The following is an 18,170-nucleotide window of genomic DNA, read 5'->3' on the forward strand; positions in this document are numbered from 1 at the left end:
GCCTTTCTCCCATCTCCAGCCCGACACGGGAGTGAATCCCGTGTCGTCGGTCGTGGCGTGCAGGCGCCACGCCGGCCGGGCGGCGCTGCCCCGCCCTGGGCGGCGCGCGGCCTAGCTGCGCTACGCCGTGCGCTTGCCCGACATCGGGAAGCTGCCGAACGCGCCTGCGCCCACCGTCCCGCTGATCGTGTCGCCCTCGACCGTCGCCGTCATGTCGAGCGTCATCGGCATCGGCACCGTCATCTGCTGCTTCCAGGTCAGCGTGTTGCCGCTCACCTCGCCGGTCACGTCGTTCGAGCCCATCGCGCCCGAATTGGTGCCGGTAAAGGTCGCGCCGTCGCTCTGCACGGTCAGCGTGCTGTTCTGGTCGCCCAGCGGCGACTTGACCGTGACTTCGTAGGTGCCATCGACTTCGGCCATCATCCGTCTCCTTACTTCGTCGGTTTGGGGGTCGCAGGTACGGGCGTCGCCGGCGCGTCCGGCATGCCCGCGACCGACGCCGCGGAGACGACCTCGACCGGCAGGCCGAGGCTGTCAAGCTGCGGGCGGACCGTCTTCGCGTCGCCCACCACCACCCAGACGATCTTTGCCGGATCGATCGCCGCCCGTGCCGCAGCGTCAACCTGCGGCAGCGTCAGCGCGCGATATTTCTGCGTGATCGTCGCATAATAGTCGTCGGGGCGCCTGTAGAGATCGTTCTGCTGCATCGCGCCCAGCACCGCGCCCGACGTCTCGAAATTGCCCGGCAGCGCGTTGATTCCGCCCGCGATCGCGCGATCGAACTCCACCTTCGTCATCGGCTTCGCGCCGACATAGTCCGCCACGTCCTGCCGCAGCGCCGCCAGCGACGCCCCGGTCTTGTCCGCCTGCACCGGCGCCGCGATCACATAGGGCGCCGCGTTCGCCTTGCGATCGAACCGCCCGCTCACGCCGTAGGACCAGTGCTTGTCCTCGCGCAGGTCCATGTTCAGCCGCCCCAGGAAGCTGCCGCCCAGCGCATCGTTGGCGACGGACACCGGCAACAGCTCGTCGGTGCCCTTCAGCCCCGTCGACAGCGCGCCAGCGATCAGCGACTGCGGGCTGTCCGGCCGGTCGACCACCACGATCTTCGGCGACACCGTCACTGCCGCCGCAGAGAAGTCCTTCGTCCCCGCCTGCCCCGTCGCGGTCCAGTCGCCGAAGCCCTTGTCGAGCACCGCCTTCACCTCGGCTAGCGAGCGATCGCTGACGACGAAGATCTTCGCCTTGTCCGGCCGCAACCACGCCTGCCGGAACGCGACCAGATCCGCGCGCGTCAGCGCCGCGACCGCCTTCGGATCGCCCCCACCCTGCGCCTTGGCATAGGGCGAGGCCGGGTTCACCAGCTTGGGGAGCAGCCGCCGCGACAGGCCTTCGGGGCTCGTCAGCTCCTGCGCGATTCCCGTCAACTGCTGCGTCTTCACCCGCTGCAACTCGCTGTCGGGGAAGGACGGGTTGCGCGCAATGTCGCTCCACAGCGCCACCGCGGGCGCAAGGTTCGCGCTCGGGACCTGCAGCGACAGCGACGTGCGGTCCGCCGAACTGCCCCCGCCGATCGACGCGCCCAGCCGTTCCTTGGCCTCCGCGATCGCGATCGAATCCATCGTTGCGGTCGCCTCGTCCATCATCGCCAGCGTCAGCTGCTGCGTGCCCAGCTTGCCCGCCACGTCGGCGGCGACGCCGGCGTCGAACGACAGTTCCGCGATCGTCATCGGCACCGCGCTGCGCTGCGCATAGACCAGCGCGATGCCGTTGCGCAGCGTCGTGCGCTCCACCTTCGGGAAGGTCAGCCCCGCGATCGCGCCGACCGCGGGCATCGCGCCGCGCGTGCCCCCCGATCGCTGTGTGGGGCGGGCCTGGTCGGGCGCCGGCGTCACCGCCACCTTGGGGGGCACTTTCGCCTCCTCGTACGCGTCGCGTTTCCCCTGCTCGACCACCAGCGTGTAGCTCGGCCGCGTCAGCCATGTCTGCGCCGCCGCCTTCACGCTCGCGGGGGTCTGCGCCGCAAGCTCCGCCAGCTCCTTCTTGTAGAAGCCCGGATCGTTCGAATAAAGCGCGCCCTCCGCCAGCGCGACCGCCTTGCCGCCGAACCCGCCGACCGATTCGAGCCCCGCGATCCGCCGCGACACCTGCGTCGTCAGCACGCGCTGCACCTCGTCCGCGGTCGGCCCGTCGGCGATGAACTTCGCCATGATTTCGTCGATCCGCTTCGACACCAGCTGCGCGTCGACGCCCGGACGCACCACCGCGTTGACGACGAAATTGCCGACCTGCGCGAAGGTCTGGTTGCCCGCGCTGACGCTGACCGCCAGCTTCTCCATCTTGACCAGCGCATTGTCGAGCCGCGAGCTCGCCAGCCCGCCCAGCACCGAGGCGGCGACGTCGAGCGGCGCGGCCGCGGGGTCGTTCAGCCCCGGCACCGACCATTCCTTCAGGATCAGCGTCGCCGCGACGCGATCCTTCATCACCTCGATCTTCGGCGCGGTCAGCACCGGCACCGGCGCGGTGACGACCGGACTCTTGGGCCCGCTGGGGATCGCACCGAAATATGTCTCGACCATCGGCTTCGCGGTCGCGACGTCGACGTCGCCCGCCAGCACCAGCACCGCGTTGTTCGGGCCGTAATGATCCCTGAACCAGTCCTTCACCGTCTGGAGGCTGGCGCCGTCGAGGTCCGCCATCGATCCGATCGTGGTGTGGCCATAGGGATGCGTCGGCGGATACAACCCCTCGGTCAGCTTGTAGCGGACGAGGCCATAGGGCTGGTTGTCGCCCTGACGCTTCTCGTTCTGGACGACGCCGCGCTGCTCGTCGAGCACCCCCTGCGTGATCGCGCCGAGCAGATAGCCCATCCGGTCGCTTTCCAGGAACAGCGCGCGCGGCAGCGCCGCGGTCGGCACCGTCTCGAAATAGTTGGTCCGGTCGAAATAGGTCGTCCCGTTGAAGTCGGTCGCGCCCACCTGCTTGAGCGGCTCGAAGAAGTCGCCCGGCGCGTTCTCGCTGCCGTTGAACATCAGATGCTCGAACAGGTGCGCGAACCCGGTCTTGCCCTGCGGCTCGTGCTTGGAGCCGACATCGTACCAGATGCTGACCGCGACGATCGGCGCCTTGCGATCGGTGTGGACCACCACGCGCAGCCCGTTCTTCAGCGTGAAGGTCTGGTACGGGATGTCGACCGCCTTGACGAGGGCGTCGACCGGCGCGGGTTTCGCCGGTCCGGTCTGCCCGATCGCGGAGGTCGAGAGCGCGGCGATCGCCACGCCGGCAAGCGCGCCATATTTGAACTGCATGAAAGCTCCCGGTAGAGTGTCTTGCCCACGCATAACGCTCGCCGGCCCACCCGCAAGGTGCCAGCGTCATCCCTCTCGACATTCGGCCCGCGCATCCCAAGATCCCGTCTTCGAACCCGCCCTCTTGTGTTGCCCATATGCAACACCATCTGATGCAGCAGAACGACACAGGACGATCATGAACCTCGAAAAATTCACCGACCGCGCCAAGGGCTTCCTCCAGTCGGCGCAGACCGTCGCGATCCGCATGAACCACCAGCGGATCGCCCCCGAGCATCTGCTGAAGGCGTTGATCGAGGACGATCAGGGCATGGCCGCCGGACTGATCGCCGCCGCCGGCGGCGATGCGAAGCGCGCCGCGAGCGAGACCGACCTCGCGCTCGCGAAGATCCCCGCGGTCAGCGGCTCGGGCGCGCAGTCGACCCCGGGCATCGACAACGACGCGGTCCGCGTCCTCGACCAGGCCGAACAGATCGCGACGAAGGCCGGCGACAGCTTCGTCACCGTCGAGCGCCTGCTCGTCGCGCTCGCGCTGTCGCTCAACACCGCCGCGGGCAAGGCGCTCAAGACCGCAGGCGCGACCCCGGAAGCACTCAACGCCGCGATCAACCAGCTGCGCCAGGGCCGCACCGCCGACACCGCGGGGGCCGAGGACCGCTATGACGCGCTCAAGAAGTTCGCGCGCGACCTGACGCAGGCGGCTCGCGACGGCAAGCTCGATCCCGTCATCGGCCGCGACGAGGAGATCCGCCGCACGATCCAGATCCTCGCGCGCCGTACCAAGAACAACCCCGCGCTGATCGGCGAGCCCGGCGTCGGCAAGACCGCGATCGCCGAAGGCCTCGCGCTGCGGATCGCCAATGGCGACGTCCCCGACACGTTGAAGGGCCGCCGCCTGATGTCGCTCGACCTCGGCGCGCTGATCGCGGGCGCGAAATATCGCGGCGAGTTCGAGGAACGCCTCAAGGGCGTGCTCGACGAGGTGAAGGCCGCGGAGGGTGATATCGTCCTGTTCATCGACGAGATGCACCAACTGATCGGCGCGGGAAAATCCGAAGGCGCGATGGACGCGGGCAACCTCCTGAAACCCGCGCTCGCCCGCGGCGAACTCCACTGCGTCGGGGCGACGACGCTCGATGAATATCGGAAGCATGTCGAGAAGGACCCCGCGCTCCAGCGGCGGTTCCAGCCCGTCTTCGTCGGCGAGCCGACCGTCGAGGACACGATCAGCATCCTGCGCGGGTTGAAGGAGAAGTACGAGCTTCACCACGGCGTCCGCATCACCGATTCCGCGCTGGTATCGGCGGCGACGCTGTCGAACCGCTACATCACCGACCGGTTCCTGCCCGACAAGGCGATCGACCTGATGGACGAGGCCGCCTCGCGCATCCGCATGGAGGTGGAGAGCAAGCCCGAGGAGATCGAGACGCTCGACCGCCGCATCCTGCGCCTCAAGATCGAGCGCGAGGGGCTCCGCCGCGAGAGCGACGACGCCTCGGTCGATCGCTTTGAGACTCTCGAGGAGGAACTCGCCAATCTCGAGCAGCAGTCCGCCGAACTCACCACCCGCTGGCAGGCGGAAAAGGACAAGATCGGGGCGGAGGCCAGGCTCAAGGAACAGCTCGACGCCGCACGCATCGCGCTCGATCAGGCGCAACGTGAGGGCGATCTCGCGCGCGCGGGCGAACTCAGCTACGGTACGATCCCGCAGCTGACGAAGCAGTTGGAGGACGCCGCGGGCGCCACCAAGGGTGCGATGCTCCGCGAGGAAGTGACCGCGGACGACATCGCCGGCGTCGTCAGCCGCTGGACCGGCATCCCCGTCGACCGCATGCTTCAGGGCGAGCGCGACAAGCTGCTCGCGATGGAGGCGACGATCGGCAAGCGCGTGATCGGGCAGGACCAGGCGGTCCGCGCGGTCTCCACCGCGGTCCGCCGCGCCCGCGCGGGGTTGCAGGATCCGAACCGCCCGCTCGGCTCGTTCCTGTTCCTTGGGCCCACCGGCGTCGGCAAGACCGAGCTGACCAAGGCGCTCGCCGAATTCCTGTTCGACGATCCGAACGCGATGGTCCGCATAGACATGAGCGAGTTCATGGAGAAGCACGCGGTCGCGCGCCTCATCGGCGCGCCCCCGGGCTATGTCGGGTACGAGGAGGGCGGCGTGCTGACCGAAGCGGTGCGCCGGCGCCCCTATCAGGTCGTGCTGTTCGACGAGGTCGAGAAGGCGCATTCGGACGTCTTCAACGTCCTGCTCCAGGTGCTCGACGACGGTCGCCTCACCGACGGGCAGGGCCGCACCGTCGATTTCAGCAATACGCTCATCATCCTGACCTCGAATCTGGGCAGCCAGTATCTGTCGACAATGGCGGACGGCGCCTCGGTCGAGAGCGTCGAGCCGCAAGTGATGGAAGTCGTGCGCGCGCACTTCCGCCCGGAGTTCCTCAACCGGCTCGACGAGGTCATCCTCTTCCACCGGCTCGCGGCGGACCACATGGCGCCGATCGTCGATATCCAGGTGGCGCGCGTCGGCAAGCTACTCGCGGACCGCAAGATCGTCCTCGACCTCACCGACGCCGCGCGCACGTGGCTGGGCCGCGTCGGCTACGATCCCGTCTACGGCGCGCGTCCGCTCAAGCGCGCGGTCCAGCGCTACCTCCAGGATCCGCTTGCCGACATGATCCTGCGCGGCGACGTGAAGGACGGCAGCACCGTCCATGTCGACGAGGGCGACGGGAAGCTGGCGCTGTCGGTCGCATAACCCCGTCATCCCCGCGAACGCGGGGATCCCGCTTCTTCCCGCGCGACGGCAAAGGAAGCGGGATCCCCGCATCCGTGAAGATGACGGGAGGGAAACTCAATCCACCACCGCGGTGCTCCCGCCCGGATTGAGCCCGCTCGCATCGGTCACCGCGAAGAACGTCCGCAGCAGGTCTTGCTCGACCGCGCTCAGATGCGGGTTCCAGATGTCGAAGATCAGCACCGCGCGCTTCTCGTCGCTGTCGTTCCACGCCTCGTGCTCGATCGTGTCGTCGAACGCGAACGCCTCGCCGACGCGCCACGCGCGCGTCTCTCCGCCGACGCGAAACCCGCACCCGGCAGGCACGATCAGCGGCAGGTGGACGATCGCGCGCGCATTGCTCACCCCGGTATGCGCCGGCAACCGCGTCCCGGGTTGCAGGATCGAGAAGAACGCGGTCGGCCCGCGCTTGGGCATATCGTTGCGCGGAAGCGCCAGCAGCGTCGCCGTGGTCTCCGGGCACGCCGCCTGCACTGCCGCGTCGGGCACGCCGTAGCGCCACAGATACGCCGCGCTCCAGTCGGCCTTGTGATCGAGCGCGCTCCATTTGTTCGCCGGCGTGCCCGGGTCCATCGCCACATAGGGCTGGAGCGCCGCGGCGGCGCTGTCGATCAGCGCCTGGCATTCCGCGCGGATCACGTCGGTCTTCGCCTCCAGCGCCGCGAACCACGGCGTCAGCGCGCGATCGAAGAACTCGTCCGCGGGCAGGAACGCGAAGTGCATCCCGTGGCATTCGTTGGCGTAGATCCGCCGCCGCCCCAGCATCGCATCGACGCTCGCGTCGAACCGCCGGCGCTCGCCCGGCGCCAGCCGCGCCCGCGCGTCGGCCAGCCCGTCATCGATCGCCTGCCCGAACGCCACCGCCGCCTTGGCGACATAGGCGCGCGCGCGCTCCAGCACCGCATCAAGCTGAGGCGGCCGGTTCGTCATCGCCTGGCCGATCGCCAGCACCGCGCTCCATCGCATGTTCGCGCCCGATAACTCGCCGACCCGCTCGTGCAGTTCGGCCAGCCGGATGTTCGCCATCAGGTCGCGCTGGTCGATCGCCAGCGTCGCGGTCAGCGCGCGGCGCTCGCGCTCGATATCGCCCGCACCGCGCGCTGCGGTCGCCAGGTTCATCCACAAGGGCGACGCGCTGGGATCGCTCGCGGTCGCGCGGTCGAACATGTCCGACGCTGCGGCATAGTCCTTGCGCGCCAGCGCCAGCATCCCGAGCGAGTTGAGCGCGACCGGGTGCACCGGATCACGCCCCAGCACCACCTCCAGCGTCCGCGCCGCCTCGGCCGCACGCCCCGCCTGCTGCAGCCGCATCGCCGCCTCGATCAGCCGCGCCGTCTCGGCATCCGCCGTCGCCCGATCGACCGTTAATCGCATCATTCCATCCACCCCGCCCCGGACGGCACAACCGTCCCCTGACCCTCACGTTGCCAAGCGTCGCCACCCGCAATCGTACGATCATTCATGTCTCACCTGGACGTCATCGACGCAACATCGCGCAGCCTTGGGCGCACGAAGCGCGAGCCGATCCCCGGCAGTTGATCCGACGCCCTGCTTCGCCCAAGGATCGGCCATGGCCAGCGACCCGCCGCACCCTGTCGACATCGTCCGTGAAGCGCGGTGGCTCGCGCACCGCTACGATCCCGATCGCGACGTCGTTCATTTCGTCGACGCATCTCGCGAAGCCCGCTCGCGGGCCACGTTCCTGACCGACGAACATCTGCCGACTGCGACCGCGCCCGTCCCGCTCTCGCGCGCATCGGCGCTGGCTGCCGCGCCGCCACCCGCGCCGATGCACTTCATCTTCCATTCCGCCTATTGCTGCTCGACGCTGCTCGCCTGCGCCTTCGACGTGCCCGGCATCGCGTCGACGCTGAAGGAGCCGGTGATCCTGAACGATCTGAGCGGTTGGCGGCGGCGCGGCGCGGAGGGGCGTGTGGTCGCCGCCCGGCTGGACGATGCGCTTCGCCTGCTCGCGCGCCCGTTCGGCGCCGGGGAGGCGGTGATCGTGAAACCGTCGAACGTGATCGCTGCGCTCACCCCCGCCGCACTCGCGTTGCGCCCCGATGCGCGCGCGCTGTTGCTGTATGCCCCGCTGCCGACCTTCCTCGCCTCGATCGCGATGAAGGGGATGTGGGGGCGGCTGTGGGTCCGGGAATTGCTGGCCAAGCTGTTCGCGGACGGTGCGATCGGGCTGGGCTTCACCCCGGAAGACCTTTTGCGCCAGACCGACCTTCAGGTGGCGGCCACCGGATGGCTGGCGCAGCATCGCCTGTTCGCCGATCTGGTCGCGCGGTTCGGCGCCGCCCGCGTCCGTACGCTGGACAGCGAGACGCTGCTCGACCGGCCGGCGGACGCGCTCGCTGCGATCGCGTCGCTCTATGCGCTGCCGCTCGGCCGTGCCGCGACCGATGCGATCGCGCACGGCTCGGTATTCACGCGCAACGCCAAGGACGGCGCCGCATTCGATCGCGCCGCGCGCGACGCCGCGCACCGCACAGCCGCGGCCGCGCATCTCGACGAGATCGACAAGGTCGTCACCTGGGCCACCGCGGTCGCCCGCGCGAACGACCTCTCGCTCGCCCTCCCCGCACCGCTCCTGTCCTCCTGATCGGGCCGGCCGCGGCGCCTGCGGCCATGTACGCCAGGCACGAAAAAGGGGCGGGTCCGAAGACCCGCCCCCCGATCGATCCCGCAGGACGTGCGTCGCCTAGAAGCGGACGCGCGCGCTGACGGAGTAGCGACGGCCCAGCGCGTCGTAGGTCGACGGGTAGGTGTTGCCGCTGTTGTAGGTGGTCGACCCGATCGTGTTGCCGACCAGCGGCGGATCCTTGTCGAGCAGGTTGGTGACGCCGACGATGAACGTGAACACGTCCGATGCCTGGATGCGCGCCGTCAGATCGAGGTAGTTGTACGCCTTGATCCGGTTGAAGTTGAACGCCTGGCCAGCGAACCCGCTGCCCGCGCCCAGCGTGCCGTTGAACGCCGGAGCCGTAGCGGCGCCCTCATAGGTAACCGCGCCCAGATGACGCCACAGCAGCGACAGGTCGACCTTGTCAAAGCTCAGCGTCGTGCGCTGCGACCACTGGTATTCGGGCTGGATCGAACCGCACGACGTGCCGTACCGACCGACGCAATCGACCGTCAGCGCGCTCGGAGTCGACTGGAACTCCTGGCGGTTGGTCCAGGTGCCCACGAAGCCGAGGCCCAGCCCGACTTCACCGAACTTGCGGGTGTAGTTCAGCGTCAGGTCGATGCCGTCGGTCGCAAGACGACCCAGGTTCGACAGCGGCTGGAACAGGCCGGGGACTTCCGACGAATCGCCCGACAGCGCGCCGGTCGCAGCCGAACGACGGATCACGGTGCACGCCGGGTTCGTGACGCTCAGGTTCGCACCCGAGAAGCAGGCGTTGATCAGGTCGGTCGGCGTCGCGGTCGAAACCGCACCCTTCACCTTGATGTTGAAATAGTCGATCGAGCCGCTGAAGCCCTGCAGGACGCCGCGCGGATTGAAGACTGCACCGAAGGTGTAGCTGGTCGACGTTTCCGGCTGAAGCGCCGGATTGCCGCCGCCCGTGACGTTGGCCTGGCCTGCGGTCGGAACCGCGATCTGGCCGATCTGGCCAGCAGGGGCGCCCTGCGCGATGCAGACTGCGCGCAGCGTGCCCGTCGGGATCGCGCGACCCGCGATCGGCGTCCCGGCGTCGGTCAGGTTGGCGCAGGGATCGTCCGACAGGTTGGTCAGCGTGGTGTTCAGCGGCGAGAACAGCTCCGAGATGTTCGGTGCACGAACCGCGCGGGCATAGTTGCCGCGGAACTTGAAGCCGTCGACGGGCTCCCAGCTGCCGCCGGCCTTCCATGTGGTCGTCTCCGACTTCGGGCTGCCCGCCGCAGCGACGGTGTAGCGCGAATAGCGGATGCCGCCTTCTGCCGTCAGGCTGTGGAAGAACGGCTTGTCGCTGACGAGCGGAACGATCAGCTCGCCGATCGCCTCGTACACGTCGAAGCCGCCCTGGATCGCCGGGGTCGCGCCGCCGGCGCCGCCCAGGTCGCCGCTCTGCGCGAGCGAGTCAGACCCCTGCGACGCTTCGTAGCGGCGATACTCGCCACCGGCCGCGAAGCTGATCGCCTCGGCCGCGAGCGGCGAAGTGACGCCGAAGTCGCCCGACACCGTGCCGCGGACCTGCGCCAGCGACGTCTTGATGAACGACGAGCTGTTCTGCTGCAGGAACCGCGTCTGCGCCGGGGTCATCGACCCGTCGGCGCCGAAGAAGTTCACCGGAACGCAGCCATTGGCCGGGTTCTGGCAGGCGTAGCTGTTGGTCGCCGGATTGTACGTGAGCAGCAGGCTCTGGCGCGCACGCGAGTTCAGCGTGTAACCCTGGATCAGCTGGTCGTTGCGGCTCTCGCCGTAGCTCCCGAACACATCATAGTTGATCGTCGAGGTGAGGCCACCGCGCACGCCCAACCGGTAATCGAACACCTGGCTGGTGAAGTCGGTGATACGCGGACCGACCTCGGTCGCACGACGCGACAGCGTCGTCGACACGGTGCGGTAGTTGGGATCGCCGGGCCCGGTCGCGGTCGCGGCCGCATTGCAGACCGCCTGCGAGTAGCGCGGGGTGTAGCCCACACCGGTGTTGGTATCGAATGCGCAGAAAGCGTTGCGCTGTGCGGTCGTCATGAACGGGTTGTTGAGCGAAACGTCGACGGTCAGGCCGAACACGCCCGACGGCGCGATGATCTGGCTGACGGTCTGCTTCGAGAACAGGCCACGCGTGTAGACCTCGATCCCGTCGGCGATCTCGTAGTTCGCGGCGCCATACATGTTGAAGCGCTCGAACGGCGTCTGGAATACGTTGTACGGGTTGAAGTTGAACGGCGTGAACGCCGCGGTCGGCAGGAAGGCGTTGCCTGCCGCGTTGATCTGACGGTTGCCCTGATTGGTGCCGCCCAGGACGAAATCGGTGCCGGTCGGGTTCACGTTGGTGAAGCGCGACGGGCTCGACGTGCCCGAGCCGCCGACGCCGCCGGTGAACGAATCGACCTGGAAGATCGAGATGTCGCGGTTGCCCTGCGTGACCTGGTCGAGTTCCTGGTAGCCGATCGAGAAGACCGCATTGCCCTTGCCGTCGGCGAAGTTCCCGCCGATCGTGGCGTCGACGCGGAACTGGCTGCCGTCGCCGCGCTCGGTCGTGCCGCTCGTGACGTTCAGGTCGACACCGGTGAAGTCCGTCTTGGTGATGAAGTTGATGACGCCGGTGATCGCGTCCGCGCCGTAGGTGGTCGAAGCACCGCCGGTCAGCACGTCGACGCGCTGGATAAGCGCCAGCGGGATGTTGTTGAGATCGAACACGCCGGTCAGGTTGGCGGGAACGACGCGCACGCCATCGAGCAGGACGACGTTACGGTTGGTGCCGAGGCCGCGAAGGTTGACGAGCGAGGCGCCGCCCTGGCCGTTGTTCACGGCAGAACCGATCGACGGGACCGCGCCGGGAAGCTCGCGCAGCAGCTGCTCTGCGGTGCCGACCTGCTTCAGCTCGATCTCGGTTTCGGTCACCGCGTTCACGGGCGTCGACGAGATGAGGTTCGGGTTGCGGATCAGCGAGCCGGTGACGACGATGTCGCCCTGCGCGGTGCTCGCCTCGGAAGCCGGATCCTGGATCGCGGTTTCGGCGGGGACGGCAGGTGCGGCCGGCGCGCCCTGGGCGGCCTGCGCGAAGGCGGGCGTGGCAGCGGCCATCGCACCGACGAGAAGGGTCGACGCGAGCAGGCGCGAACGAACGGAAGACTTCATAGGTTTGAACCCCTTTTGCTTGATCCGCTACGCATCCCGCCCGGTTTTCCCAGGTCGCGATGCGGAGATCCTGTTGCGGTCAATACGGGGAGGGACGCGTCTATCGCAATGCAGCACCGTCTCATTGTTACGTTTTGAAGGCGCATGTGGCTTTTTTCCCACAACGGCGCGCGCGCACGGCCGGCCCGTTGCCCGCGGCCGCGTCGCGGCATAGGGTCGTGCGCATAGGTTTTCGAAGGAACGGGAATGATGACGCGTAACGATCTGGGCCGCGTCGCGGTCGGTGCGGGAATGGGGTTGGCCATGCTCGCGGCCGGGTCCGCGGGCGCCGACGACAAGACCGCGGTCACGCGCACGGTGGACGCGATCGACGAATGTCGCCGCATCTCGACCGATTCGGAACGCCTGGCCTGCTTCGATCGCGCCGCCACGGCACTGGTCGCGGCACGCGGCAAGGGCGAGCTTATCGTGCTCGATCGCGAGAAGGTCGTGGAGCGTCGACGCCAGCGCTTCGGCCTGGCCATGGACAACGATCCGGGCATCAACGCGGCCGAAGTGACCGAACTGACGCTCGCGGTCCGCACCGCGCAGCCGGCGAAATCCCCCGGCCGCTGGGATCTGGAGCTCGCCAACGGATCGGTGTGGCAGACGATCGATCCGGTTCGCTTCGCGCCGAAGGTGGGCGACGAGATCACGCTGAAGATCGCGACGATGGGCGGGTTCCGCGCCAGGATCGACGGGCGCAGCGTCCTCATCAAGCGCGTCCGCTAGGGTCGCGCCGACCGCTCCACGCGCGGCATCGGCCCGGCGACCAGCATCGGGTCGAGCCGCGCGTCGCCCCAGCGCATGCCCCAGTGTAGGTGCGGCCCGGTCGCACGGCCGGTCGCGCCGACCGCGCCGATCGTCTCGCCCCGGCGAACATGCTGCCCCACCGCCACCGCTATGCGCGACAGATGCAGGAACGCGCTCGACACGCCCATCCCGTGGTCGAGCATCAGCAAATTGCCCTCCAGCGTGAACGGCCGCTCCGCCGCCAGGATCACCACCCCGTCGGCGGGCGCGACGACGGGCGCGCCGGTCGGCAGCGCGACGTCGGTGCCGCCGTGATAGCTGCCGGGCTTTCCCTGATACACCCGCTGCGCGCCGAACAGGCCGGAGATGCGCCCCGTCGCTGGCCAGCCAAATCCCTGTCGCCACCCTTGCGCACCGGTCACGACGCGCCGCGCCGCCTCGATCCGCGCCAGCTCGCCCGGCCGCGTCGCGTCGAACTCGGCGGTGGTGCGCCCCGCGCGATAGGGCGCGTCGATGCGTTCCAGCCGCCACGCACGCGGCGCGACCGCGATCGTCTGCGTCGTCTGCGTCCCATCGGCACGCGTGAACGCCAGCCTCGCCGACGCCGCGGCATCGCGATCGAACCCCAGCACGAACGCGCGGTCCGCGGCCATCGGGACCGCATAGCCGTCGAGCGACACCGCCACCGTCCCCGCCGGCGCGACGCCGCGGACCAGCCCGCCCTGCTCCGCCGCCCCGACAAGCGCGACCTGTGCCGACGCCGGGGCGGCGACCAGTGCGATCGCAATCGCGACGCGCCTCACTTGGGCGCCAGCGCCTCCGCGGCGAACTGCGCGGTCGCATAGGCCGCCTGGTCGCGCACGCTCCAGTAGCGCAAATCCTCGAGCGCCACCCGCGCGCCGGATACCGCGCACACCACATGGTCGCCCGGCGCCAGCACGCGAAAGCCGTTGGCCATGTAGTGCAGCTTGGCCGGGCGGTCGGAATTGGACATCAGCATGGGGACATCAACATCGTCTGGGGCTCTCTCGTCACAGCAATTGCGGCTGCTCGGGCCTGGGATAGGCGCGCTGGGCCGCGCGCTCAACCTTCGCATCCACCGTCCCGTCGCGGAACCGCAACGTCACCGCGCCCGCCGCGCGCGTCGCCGCCGCGCCCGTCAGCGTCTCTCCCTCGCGCGTCGTCACCCGCGCATAGCCGCGCTCGAGGATCGTGTCCGGGTTCACCGAATCGAGCAGCCGCCCCAGGTCGCGAAGCCGGTGCCGCCCCCCCTCCAGCTGCCGCGCGAGCGTCGCCGGACGCAGCGCGCCCGCGGACCGGTCGAGCACGCCGCGCGCCGCCGCCACCCGCCGCTCCAGCGCGCGATCGACCCGCATGCCCAGATCGTCCGCGCGCTGCCGCTGCGGCCCCAGCAGGCGGTCGCGCGTCGGCAACAGCCGCGCCATCGCGTCGAGTCGCTCGCGCCCGCGCTCGGCATAGCGACGCGCGCACCGCTCCGCGCGCTGCGCATGCGCGTTCACCGTGAAGCGCAGATCGGCGAGCACCGGCACCGCCATCTCCGCCGCTGCGGTCGGGGTCGGCGCGCGGCGGTCGGCGGCGTGGTCGCACAAGGTGGTGTCGGTCTCGTGCCCCACCGCGGAGATGATCGGGATCGAACACGCCGCCACCGCGCGGACGACGACCTCCTCGTTGAACGCCCACAGGTCCTCGATCGAGCCCCCCCCGCGGGCAACGATGACGAGATCGGGGCGCGTCGCCACGGGCATCGCGTCGAACCCCGCGATCGCCGCCGCCACCTCCTTGGCCGATCCCTCGCCCTGCACCTTCACCGGCCAGACGAGGACGTGCGTCGGGCAGCGATCCTCCAGTCGGTGGAGGATGTCGCGGATCACCGCCCCCGTCGGCGAGGTCACGACCCCGATCGTCTTCGGCAGGAACGGCAGCGGCTTCTTGGCGCTAGCGTCGAACAGCCCCTCCGCCGCCAGTTCCGCCTTCAGCTTCTCGAGCAGCGCCATCAGCGCGCCCGCGCCCGCCAGCTCCATCCGCTCGATCACGATCTGGTATTTGGAGCGCCCCGGATACGTCGTCAGCCGCCCCGTCGCGATCACCTCGATGCCGTCGCGCGGGGAGAACGCCAGCCCGGACACCTGCCCCTTCCAGATCACGCCGTCGATCACCGCGCTCTCGTCCTTCAGCGCCAGATACGCATGCCCAGACGCGACGCGCTTGTAGCCCGAGATCTCGCCGCGCAGCCGGACATGGCCGAACTCGCCCTCCACCATCCGCTTCAGCTTCATCGACAGCTCGCCCACCGACAGCGCGAGCGCGTTGTCGCCCGGCATTTCGTCGGCTAGGAGCCGCGCCTGTTCGTCGAAAAGGGGATCGGCCATGAACGTCCTGCTGGTGGGATCGGGCGGGCGCGAGCATGCGCTGGCATGGAAGCTCGCGCATTCGCCGCGTCTCGATACGCTCTTCGCCGCGCCCGGCAACCCCGGCATCGCCGCGCATGCGACGATAGCCACGCTCGATCCGGCGGATCACCGCGCGACGATCGATTTCTGTCGCCGCCACCAGATCGGGCTCGTCGTGATCGGGCCGGAGGCGCCGCTGGTCGACGGCCTCGCCGACAATCTCCGCGCGATCGGCATCCCCGTCTTCGGCCCCGGCCGCGCCGCCGCGCAGCTGGAGGGCTCGAAGGGTTTCACCAAGGATCTGTGCGCACGCGTCGGCATCCCCACCGCGCGCTATTTCCGCGTCACCTCGAAGGACGGCGCGCTCGCCACGCTCGACGATTTCGGCGAGACGTGCGTCATCAAGGCGGACGGCCTCGCCGCGGGCAAGGGCGTCACCGTCGCCACCTCGCGCAGGCAAGCCGAGGCCGCGATCGCGGACCTGTTCGCGGACGGCCCCGCCGAGGCAGTGATCGAGGAGATGCTCGAGGGCCCCGAGGTCAGCCTCTTCGTCCTCAGCGACGGCACCACCACCGCCTCGTTCGGCAGCGCGCAGGATCACAAGCGCGTCGGCGACGGCGACACCGGCCCCAACACCGGCGGGATGGGCGCGTACAGCCCCGCCTTCGTCCTCACCCCCGAGCTGGAGGCCCGCGCGCTCGGCGAGATCGTCCGCCCGACGATCGACGCGCTCGCCGCCGCCGGCACGCCCTATGTCGGCGTCCTCTACGCCGGCCTGATGCTCACCGCGGACGGCCCCAAGCTCATCGAATACAATGTCCGCTTCGGCGATCCCGAATGCCAGGTGCTGATGATGCGCTTCCGGGGCGACCTCGTCGACACGATGCTCGCGGTCGCGCAGGGCACGCTCGCCGACCTCCCCGCCCCCGAATTCGCCGACGACGTCGCGCTGACGGTGGTGATGGCGGCCGAGGGCTATCCCGGCACGCCCCGCATCGGCGGTGCGATCGACGGCGTCGACGCGGCGGAAGCGACCGGCGCGAAGGTCTTCCAGGCCGGCACCCGCGACGGTGTCGACGAAGACGGGGGCGGCACGCTGGTTTCCGCCGGCGGACGCGTCCTCGCGGTCACCGCCTGCGCCGCCGACGTGGCGACCGCGCAGGCGCGCGCCTACGCCGCGGTCGACGCGCTCGATTTCCCGACCGGCTTCTGCCGCCGCGACATCGGCTGGCGCGCGCTCGCCGACACGGCTAGCGTCTAAACCCGAAACGGGAGAGTGTACGCGTGGGCCAGCGAGTAGCAGAGACGGGCGTCCTGACGACGATCAACCTGACGATCATCGCGATCGCGGCGGTGCTGACGATCCTCGCGATCCTCTACGGCGCCGCGCAGAAGCGCAAGCGCGCCGAAGCGGAGCGGATCGAGCAGGCGCGGATCGAGGACGAGGGTGGTGCCCCTGCCGCCCTGCGCGACGTCGCGACCCCGCCCGAAACCGCCAGGCCGCTTGCCGGTCCCGACCCCGTCGCGCCGGCCGCTCCTCCCGCATCGCACGAGCCCACCGCCCGCGTCGACGCACCGGTGGAGGCGCCCCCGCCCCGCGGCCTCGCGCCGACCGCCGCGACACCCCCGCCCCCCGAGCCCGTCGATCCCGAGCCCACCCCGCTCGCCGACGAACCGATCGCCGCCGCCCCGCTCGACGCCTCCCCCGCGACGCAGGTCGCGCCCGCCGCGCCCACATCCCCCGCAGCCCCCACGCAGAGCTACACCGACGCCCCCGTCACGATCCTGAAAGGCCTCGGCCCCAAGGTCGCCACCCGCCTCGCCGAACTCGGCGTCACCACGGTCGGCCAGCTCGCCGCGCTCGACACCCGCGCCGCGCAGGATCTCGACGCCCATCTCGGCCCCTTCACCGGCCGCATGACCCGCGACCGCTGGCTCGACCAGGCGAAACTGCTCGCCGCGGGCGACAAGGCCGGGTTCGAGGCGGCGTTCGGACGGCTCTGAACCTCCGCCTTGGGCCCAGTCGACATTCGGCTATTGGTCCCCCGACGCCCCCCCAACATCCGTCATCCCGGACTTGATCCGGGGTCCACCGTGCTGCGAACGATGCCGTTCGAAACGGTATCGACATCGATTGCGGGCACGTGGACCCCGGAACGGGTCCGGGGTGACGATGGAACATTGCAGCGTCCCGAATATCGCCCGATGTTTTCACCGCCGCACAAGATAACGGGTTACGCCCAATTGCGGACTATCGCCGGTGGCATCAATGTCGCGTTCAGCGATGGGGGCAGTATGGTTAGGTTCGTGGGATCGATAGTTGCAGGTGCGTTGCTGTGGTTGGGAACGCAGGCAATCGCGTTCGTTATGTCTAAAGCTGGTGATGGGTGGATCGGACCTACCGCGTGGTCGCTCCCGCTCGTCGCACTATACCCAATTGCGTTGGTTCGCTTTGGGCGATCGAGGCTTGGCGGCACCAAGGCTGATGCCGCGATGTTGCTGATGGCGGCGACGTTGGATGTCTTGCTCGCGTATAATATCGAACGTCAGGAGCCCGGCTACTTCGCGATGGCGTGGGACGTAGCACCAAGCCTTGTCTTTACTTGGTTTGTACTTTGGATGGGCTGGCAACTCATCGCACTTGCGACTCTGATCCGGGCTCTATTCGGGAGAGCCGCCGAGTTGCCGAACGGCAGCTAACCACCAATCCCGGACATTCGGGTCGCGGTTGGATCGAGCGGCAGCTAACGGCCACTTGCGGACGTTCAGGGCTACTTTGCTCGTGTAAGCCTACGCATCAGAGTGACAGCCGCCATCGCGGGCATGGCTCCGATGATGCATCCGGCAGAAATCCAGAATGCCAGCATGACCAGCATGACCAGCATGACGCCAAACATTCCCGCGTGTTGCCACGAAGCTATCGTCCAAGGCTGCATGAATAGCACGCCTAGTCCGTAGGAGAGCAGAAACGGAGGGCGGAGGGTTGCCGCACGGGTCGTAAACGCAGCAATGCCCGCGATCCAAGCGGCGGCAATGACTGCCGCGAGAGGCATCAGGATCAGGCCGGA

Annotated in this window: 13 protein-coding genes; 6 read left to right on the top strand and 7 right to left on the bottom strand. The window is 69.1% G+C overall.

Features of this window, described 5'->3' with window-relative positions:
• Positions 1-120: 120 nt before the first annotated feature.
• A complete protein-coding gene (locus ACV7NO_RS01135; RefSeq protein WP_463404203.1) occupies positions 121-420 on the bottom strand; it encodes a hypothetical protein in 300 nt (99 codons plus the stop codon).
• Between the two features lie 11 nt (positions 421-431).
• Positions 432-3,308: a M16 family metallopeptidase gene (locus ACV7NO_RS01140; protein ID WP_463404204.1), complete on the bottom strand. Its 2,877-nt coding sequence runs from the start codon at positions 3,306-3,308 to the stop codon at positions 432-434.
• A 178-nt stretch (positions 3,309-3,486) separates the two neighbouring features.
• Here ACV7NO_RS01140 and clpB point away from each other — a divergent pair, with 178 nt between their 5' ends.
• Positions 3,487-6,066: an ATP-dependent chaperone ClpB gene (gene clpB / locus ACV7NO_RS01145; RefSeq protein ID WP_463404205.1), complete on the top strand. Its 2,580-nt coding sequence runs from the start codon at positions 3,487-3,489 to the stop codon at positions 6,064-6,066.
• A gap of 96 nt (positions 6,067-6,162) precedes the next feature.
• On the opposite strand, the gene ACV7NO_RS01150 is transcribed toward clpB, so the two are convergent.
• A complete protein-coding gene (locus tag ACV7NO_RS01150; RefSeq protein WP_463404206.1) occupies positions 6,163-7,479 on the bottom strand; it encodes an aspartyl/asparaginyl beta-hydroxylase domain-containing protein in 1,317 nt (438 codons plus the stop codon).
• A 196-nt stretch (positions 7,480-7,675) separates the two neighbouring features.
• Here ACV7NO_RS01150 and ACV7NO_RS01155 point away from each other — a divergent pair, with 196 nt between their 5' ends.
• Complete coding sequence (locus ACV7NO_RS01155) at positions 7,676-8,713, top strand: hypothetical protein (protein ID WP_463404207.1); 1,038 nt, start codon at positions 7,676-7,678, stop codon at positions 8,711-8,713.
• 99 nt (positions 8,714-8,812) lie between these two features.
• Here the strand turns inward: ACV7NO_RS01155 and ACV7NO_RS01160 are convergent, their stop codons facing one another.
• Entirely contained in the window at positions 8,813-11,845 is a 3,033-nt protein-coding gene (locus ACV7NO_RS01160; RefSeq protein WP_463404208.1) for a TonB-dependent receptor domain-containing protein, read from the bottom strand.
• Positions 11,846-12,148: 303 nt separating this feature from the next.
• Between ACV7NO_RS01160 and ACV7NO_RS01165 the strand changes: the two genes are divergently transcribed.
• Positions 12,149-12,670, top strand: a complete 522-nt coding sequence (locus ACV7NO_RS01165; RefSeq protein ID WP_463404209.1) for a hypothetical protein — start codon at positions 12,149-12,151, stop codon at positions 12,668-12,670.
• On the opposite strand, the gene ACV7NO_RS01170 is transcribed toward ACV7NO_RS01165, so the two are convergent.
• From ACV7NO_RS01170 to xseA, 3 genes are read right to left on the bottom strand one after another with little or no spacing between them, the layout of a single operon-like run.
• Entirely contained in the window at positions 12,667-13,494 is an 828-nt protein-coding gene (locus tag ACV7NO_RS01170; protein WP_463404210.1) for a M23 family metallopeptidase, read from the bottom strand. The two genes, ACV7NO_RS01165 and ACV7NO_RS01170, sit on opposite strands and share 4 nt — an antisense overlap.
• A complete protein-coding gene (locus tag ACV7NO_RS01175) occupies positions 13,491-13,691 on the bottom strand; it encodes a DUF2093 domain-containing protein (protein ID WP_463404211.1) in 201 nt (66 codons plus the stop codon). Before ACV7NO_RS01175 ends, ACV7NO_RS01170 begins: the two co-directional genes overlap by 4 nt.
• 31 nt (positions 13,692-13,722) lie before the next feature.
• Positions 13,723-15,081, bottom strand: coding sequence for an exodeoxyribonuclease VII large subunit (xseA, locus tag ACV7NO_RS01180; RefSeq protein WP_463404212.1), 1,359 nt, complete (start codon positions 15,079-15,081; stop codon positions 13,723-13,725).
• On the opposite strand from xseA, the gene purD reads away from it, so the two are divergent.
• The 3 genes from purD to ACV7NO_RS01195 all read left to right on the top strand — a co-directional run bounded on the left by purD (position 15,080) and on the right by ACV7NO_RS01195 (position 17,802).
• Positions 15,080-16,363: a phosphoribosylamine--glycine ligase gene (gene purD, locus ACV7NO_RS01185; protein ID WP_463404213.1), complete on the top strand. Its 1,284-nt coding sequence runs from the start codon at positions 15,080-15,082 to the stop codon at positions 16,361-16,363. The two genes, xseA and purD, sit on opposite strands and share 2 nt — an antisense overlap.
• 23 nt (positions 16,364-16,386) lie before the next feature.
• Complete coding sequence (locus ACV7NO_RS01190) at positions 16,387-17,106, top strand: hypothetical protein (protein WP_463404214.1); 720 nt, start codon at positions 16,387-16,389, stop codon at positions 17,104-17,106.
• A 102-nt stretch (positions 17,107-17,208) separates the two neighbouring features.
• Positions 17,209-17,802, top strand: a complete 594-nt coding sequence (locus ACV7NO_RS01195) for a hypothetical protein (protein WP_463404215.1) — start codon at positions 17,209-17,211, stop codon at positions 17,800-17,802.
• The last annotated feature ends 368 nt before the right edge of the window (positions 17,803-18,170 follow it).

The sequence above is a fragment of the Sphingomonas sp. Ell38C01 genome, assembly GCF_055231975.1.

What these genes read in the sequence shown, in the direction of transcription:
- ACV7NO_RS01135 (WP_463404203.1), bottom strand. Translation starts at nt 420, where the DNA reads ATGGCCGAAGTCGATGGCACCTACGAAGTCACGGTCAAGTCGCCGCTG.
- ACV7NO_RS01140 (WP_463404204.1), bottom strand. Translation starts at nt 3,308, where the DNA reads ATGCAGTTCAAATATGGCGCGCTTGCCGGCGTGGCGATCGCCGCGCTC.
- clpB (WP_463404205.1), top strand. Translation starts at nt 3,487, where the DNA reads ATGAACCTCGAAAAATTCACCGACCGCGCCAAGGGCTTCCTCCAGTCG.
- ACV7NO_RS01150 (WP_463404206.1), bottom strand. Translation starts at nt 7,479, where the DNA reads ATGCGATTAACGGTCGATCGGGCGACGGCGGATGCCGAGACGGCGCGG.
- ACV7NO_RS01155 (WP_463404207.1), top strand. Translation starts at nt 7,676, where the DNA reads ATGGCCAGCGACCCGCCGCACCCTGTCGACATCGTCCGTGAAGCGCGG.
- ACV7NO_RS01160 (WP_463404208.1), bottom strand. Translation starts at nt 11,845, where the DNA reads ATGGCCGCTGCCACGCCCGCCTTCGCGCAGGCCGCCCAGGGCGCGCCG.
- ACV7NO_RS01165 (WP_463404209.1), top strand. Translation starts at nt 12,149, where the DNA reads ATGACGCGTAACGATCTGGGCCGCGTCGCGGTCGGTGCGGGAATGGGG.
- ACV7NO_RS01175 (WP_463404211.1), bottom strand. Translation starts at nt 13,691, where the DNA reads ATGCTGATGTCCAATTCCGACCGCCCGGCCAAGCTGCACTACATGGCC.
- purD (WP_463404213.1), top strand. Translation starts at nt 15,080, where the DNA reads ATGAACGTCCTGCTGGTGGGATCGGGCGGGCGCGAGCATGCGCTGGCA.
- xseA (WP_463404212.1), bottom strand. Translation starts at nt 15,081, where the DNA reads ATGGCCGATCCCCTTTTCGACGAACAGGCGCGGCTCCTAGCCGACGAA.
- ACV7NO_RS01195 (WP_463404215.1), top strand. Translation starts at nt 17,209, where the DNA reads ATGCCGTTCGAAACGGTATCGACATCGATTGCGGGCACGTGGACCCCG.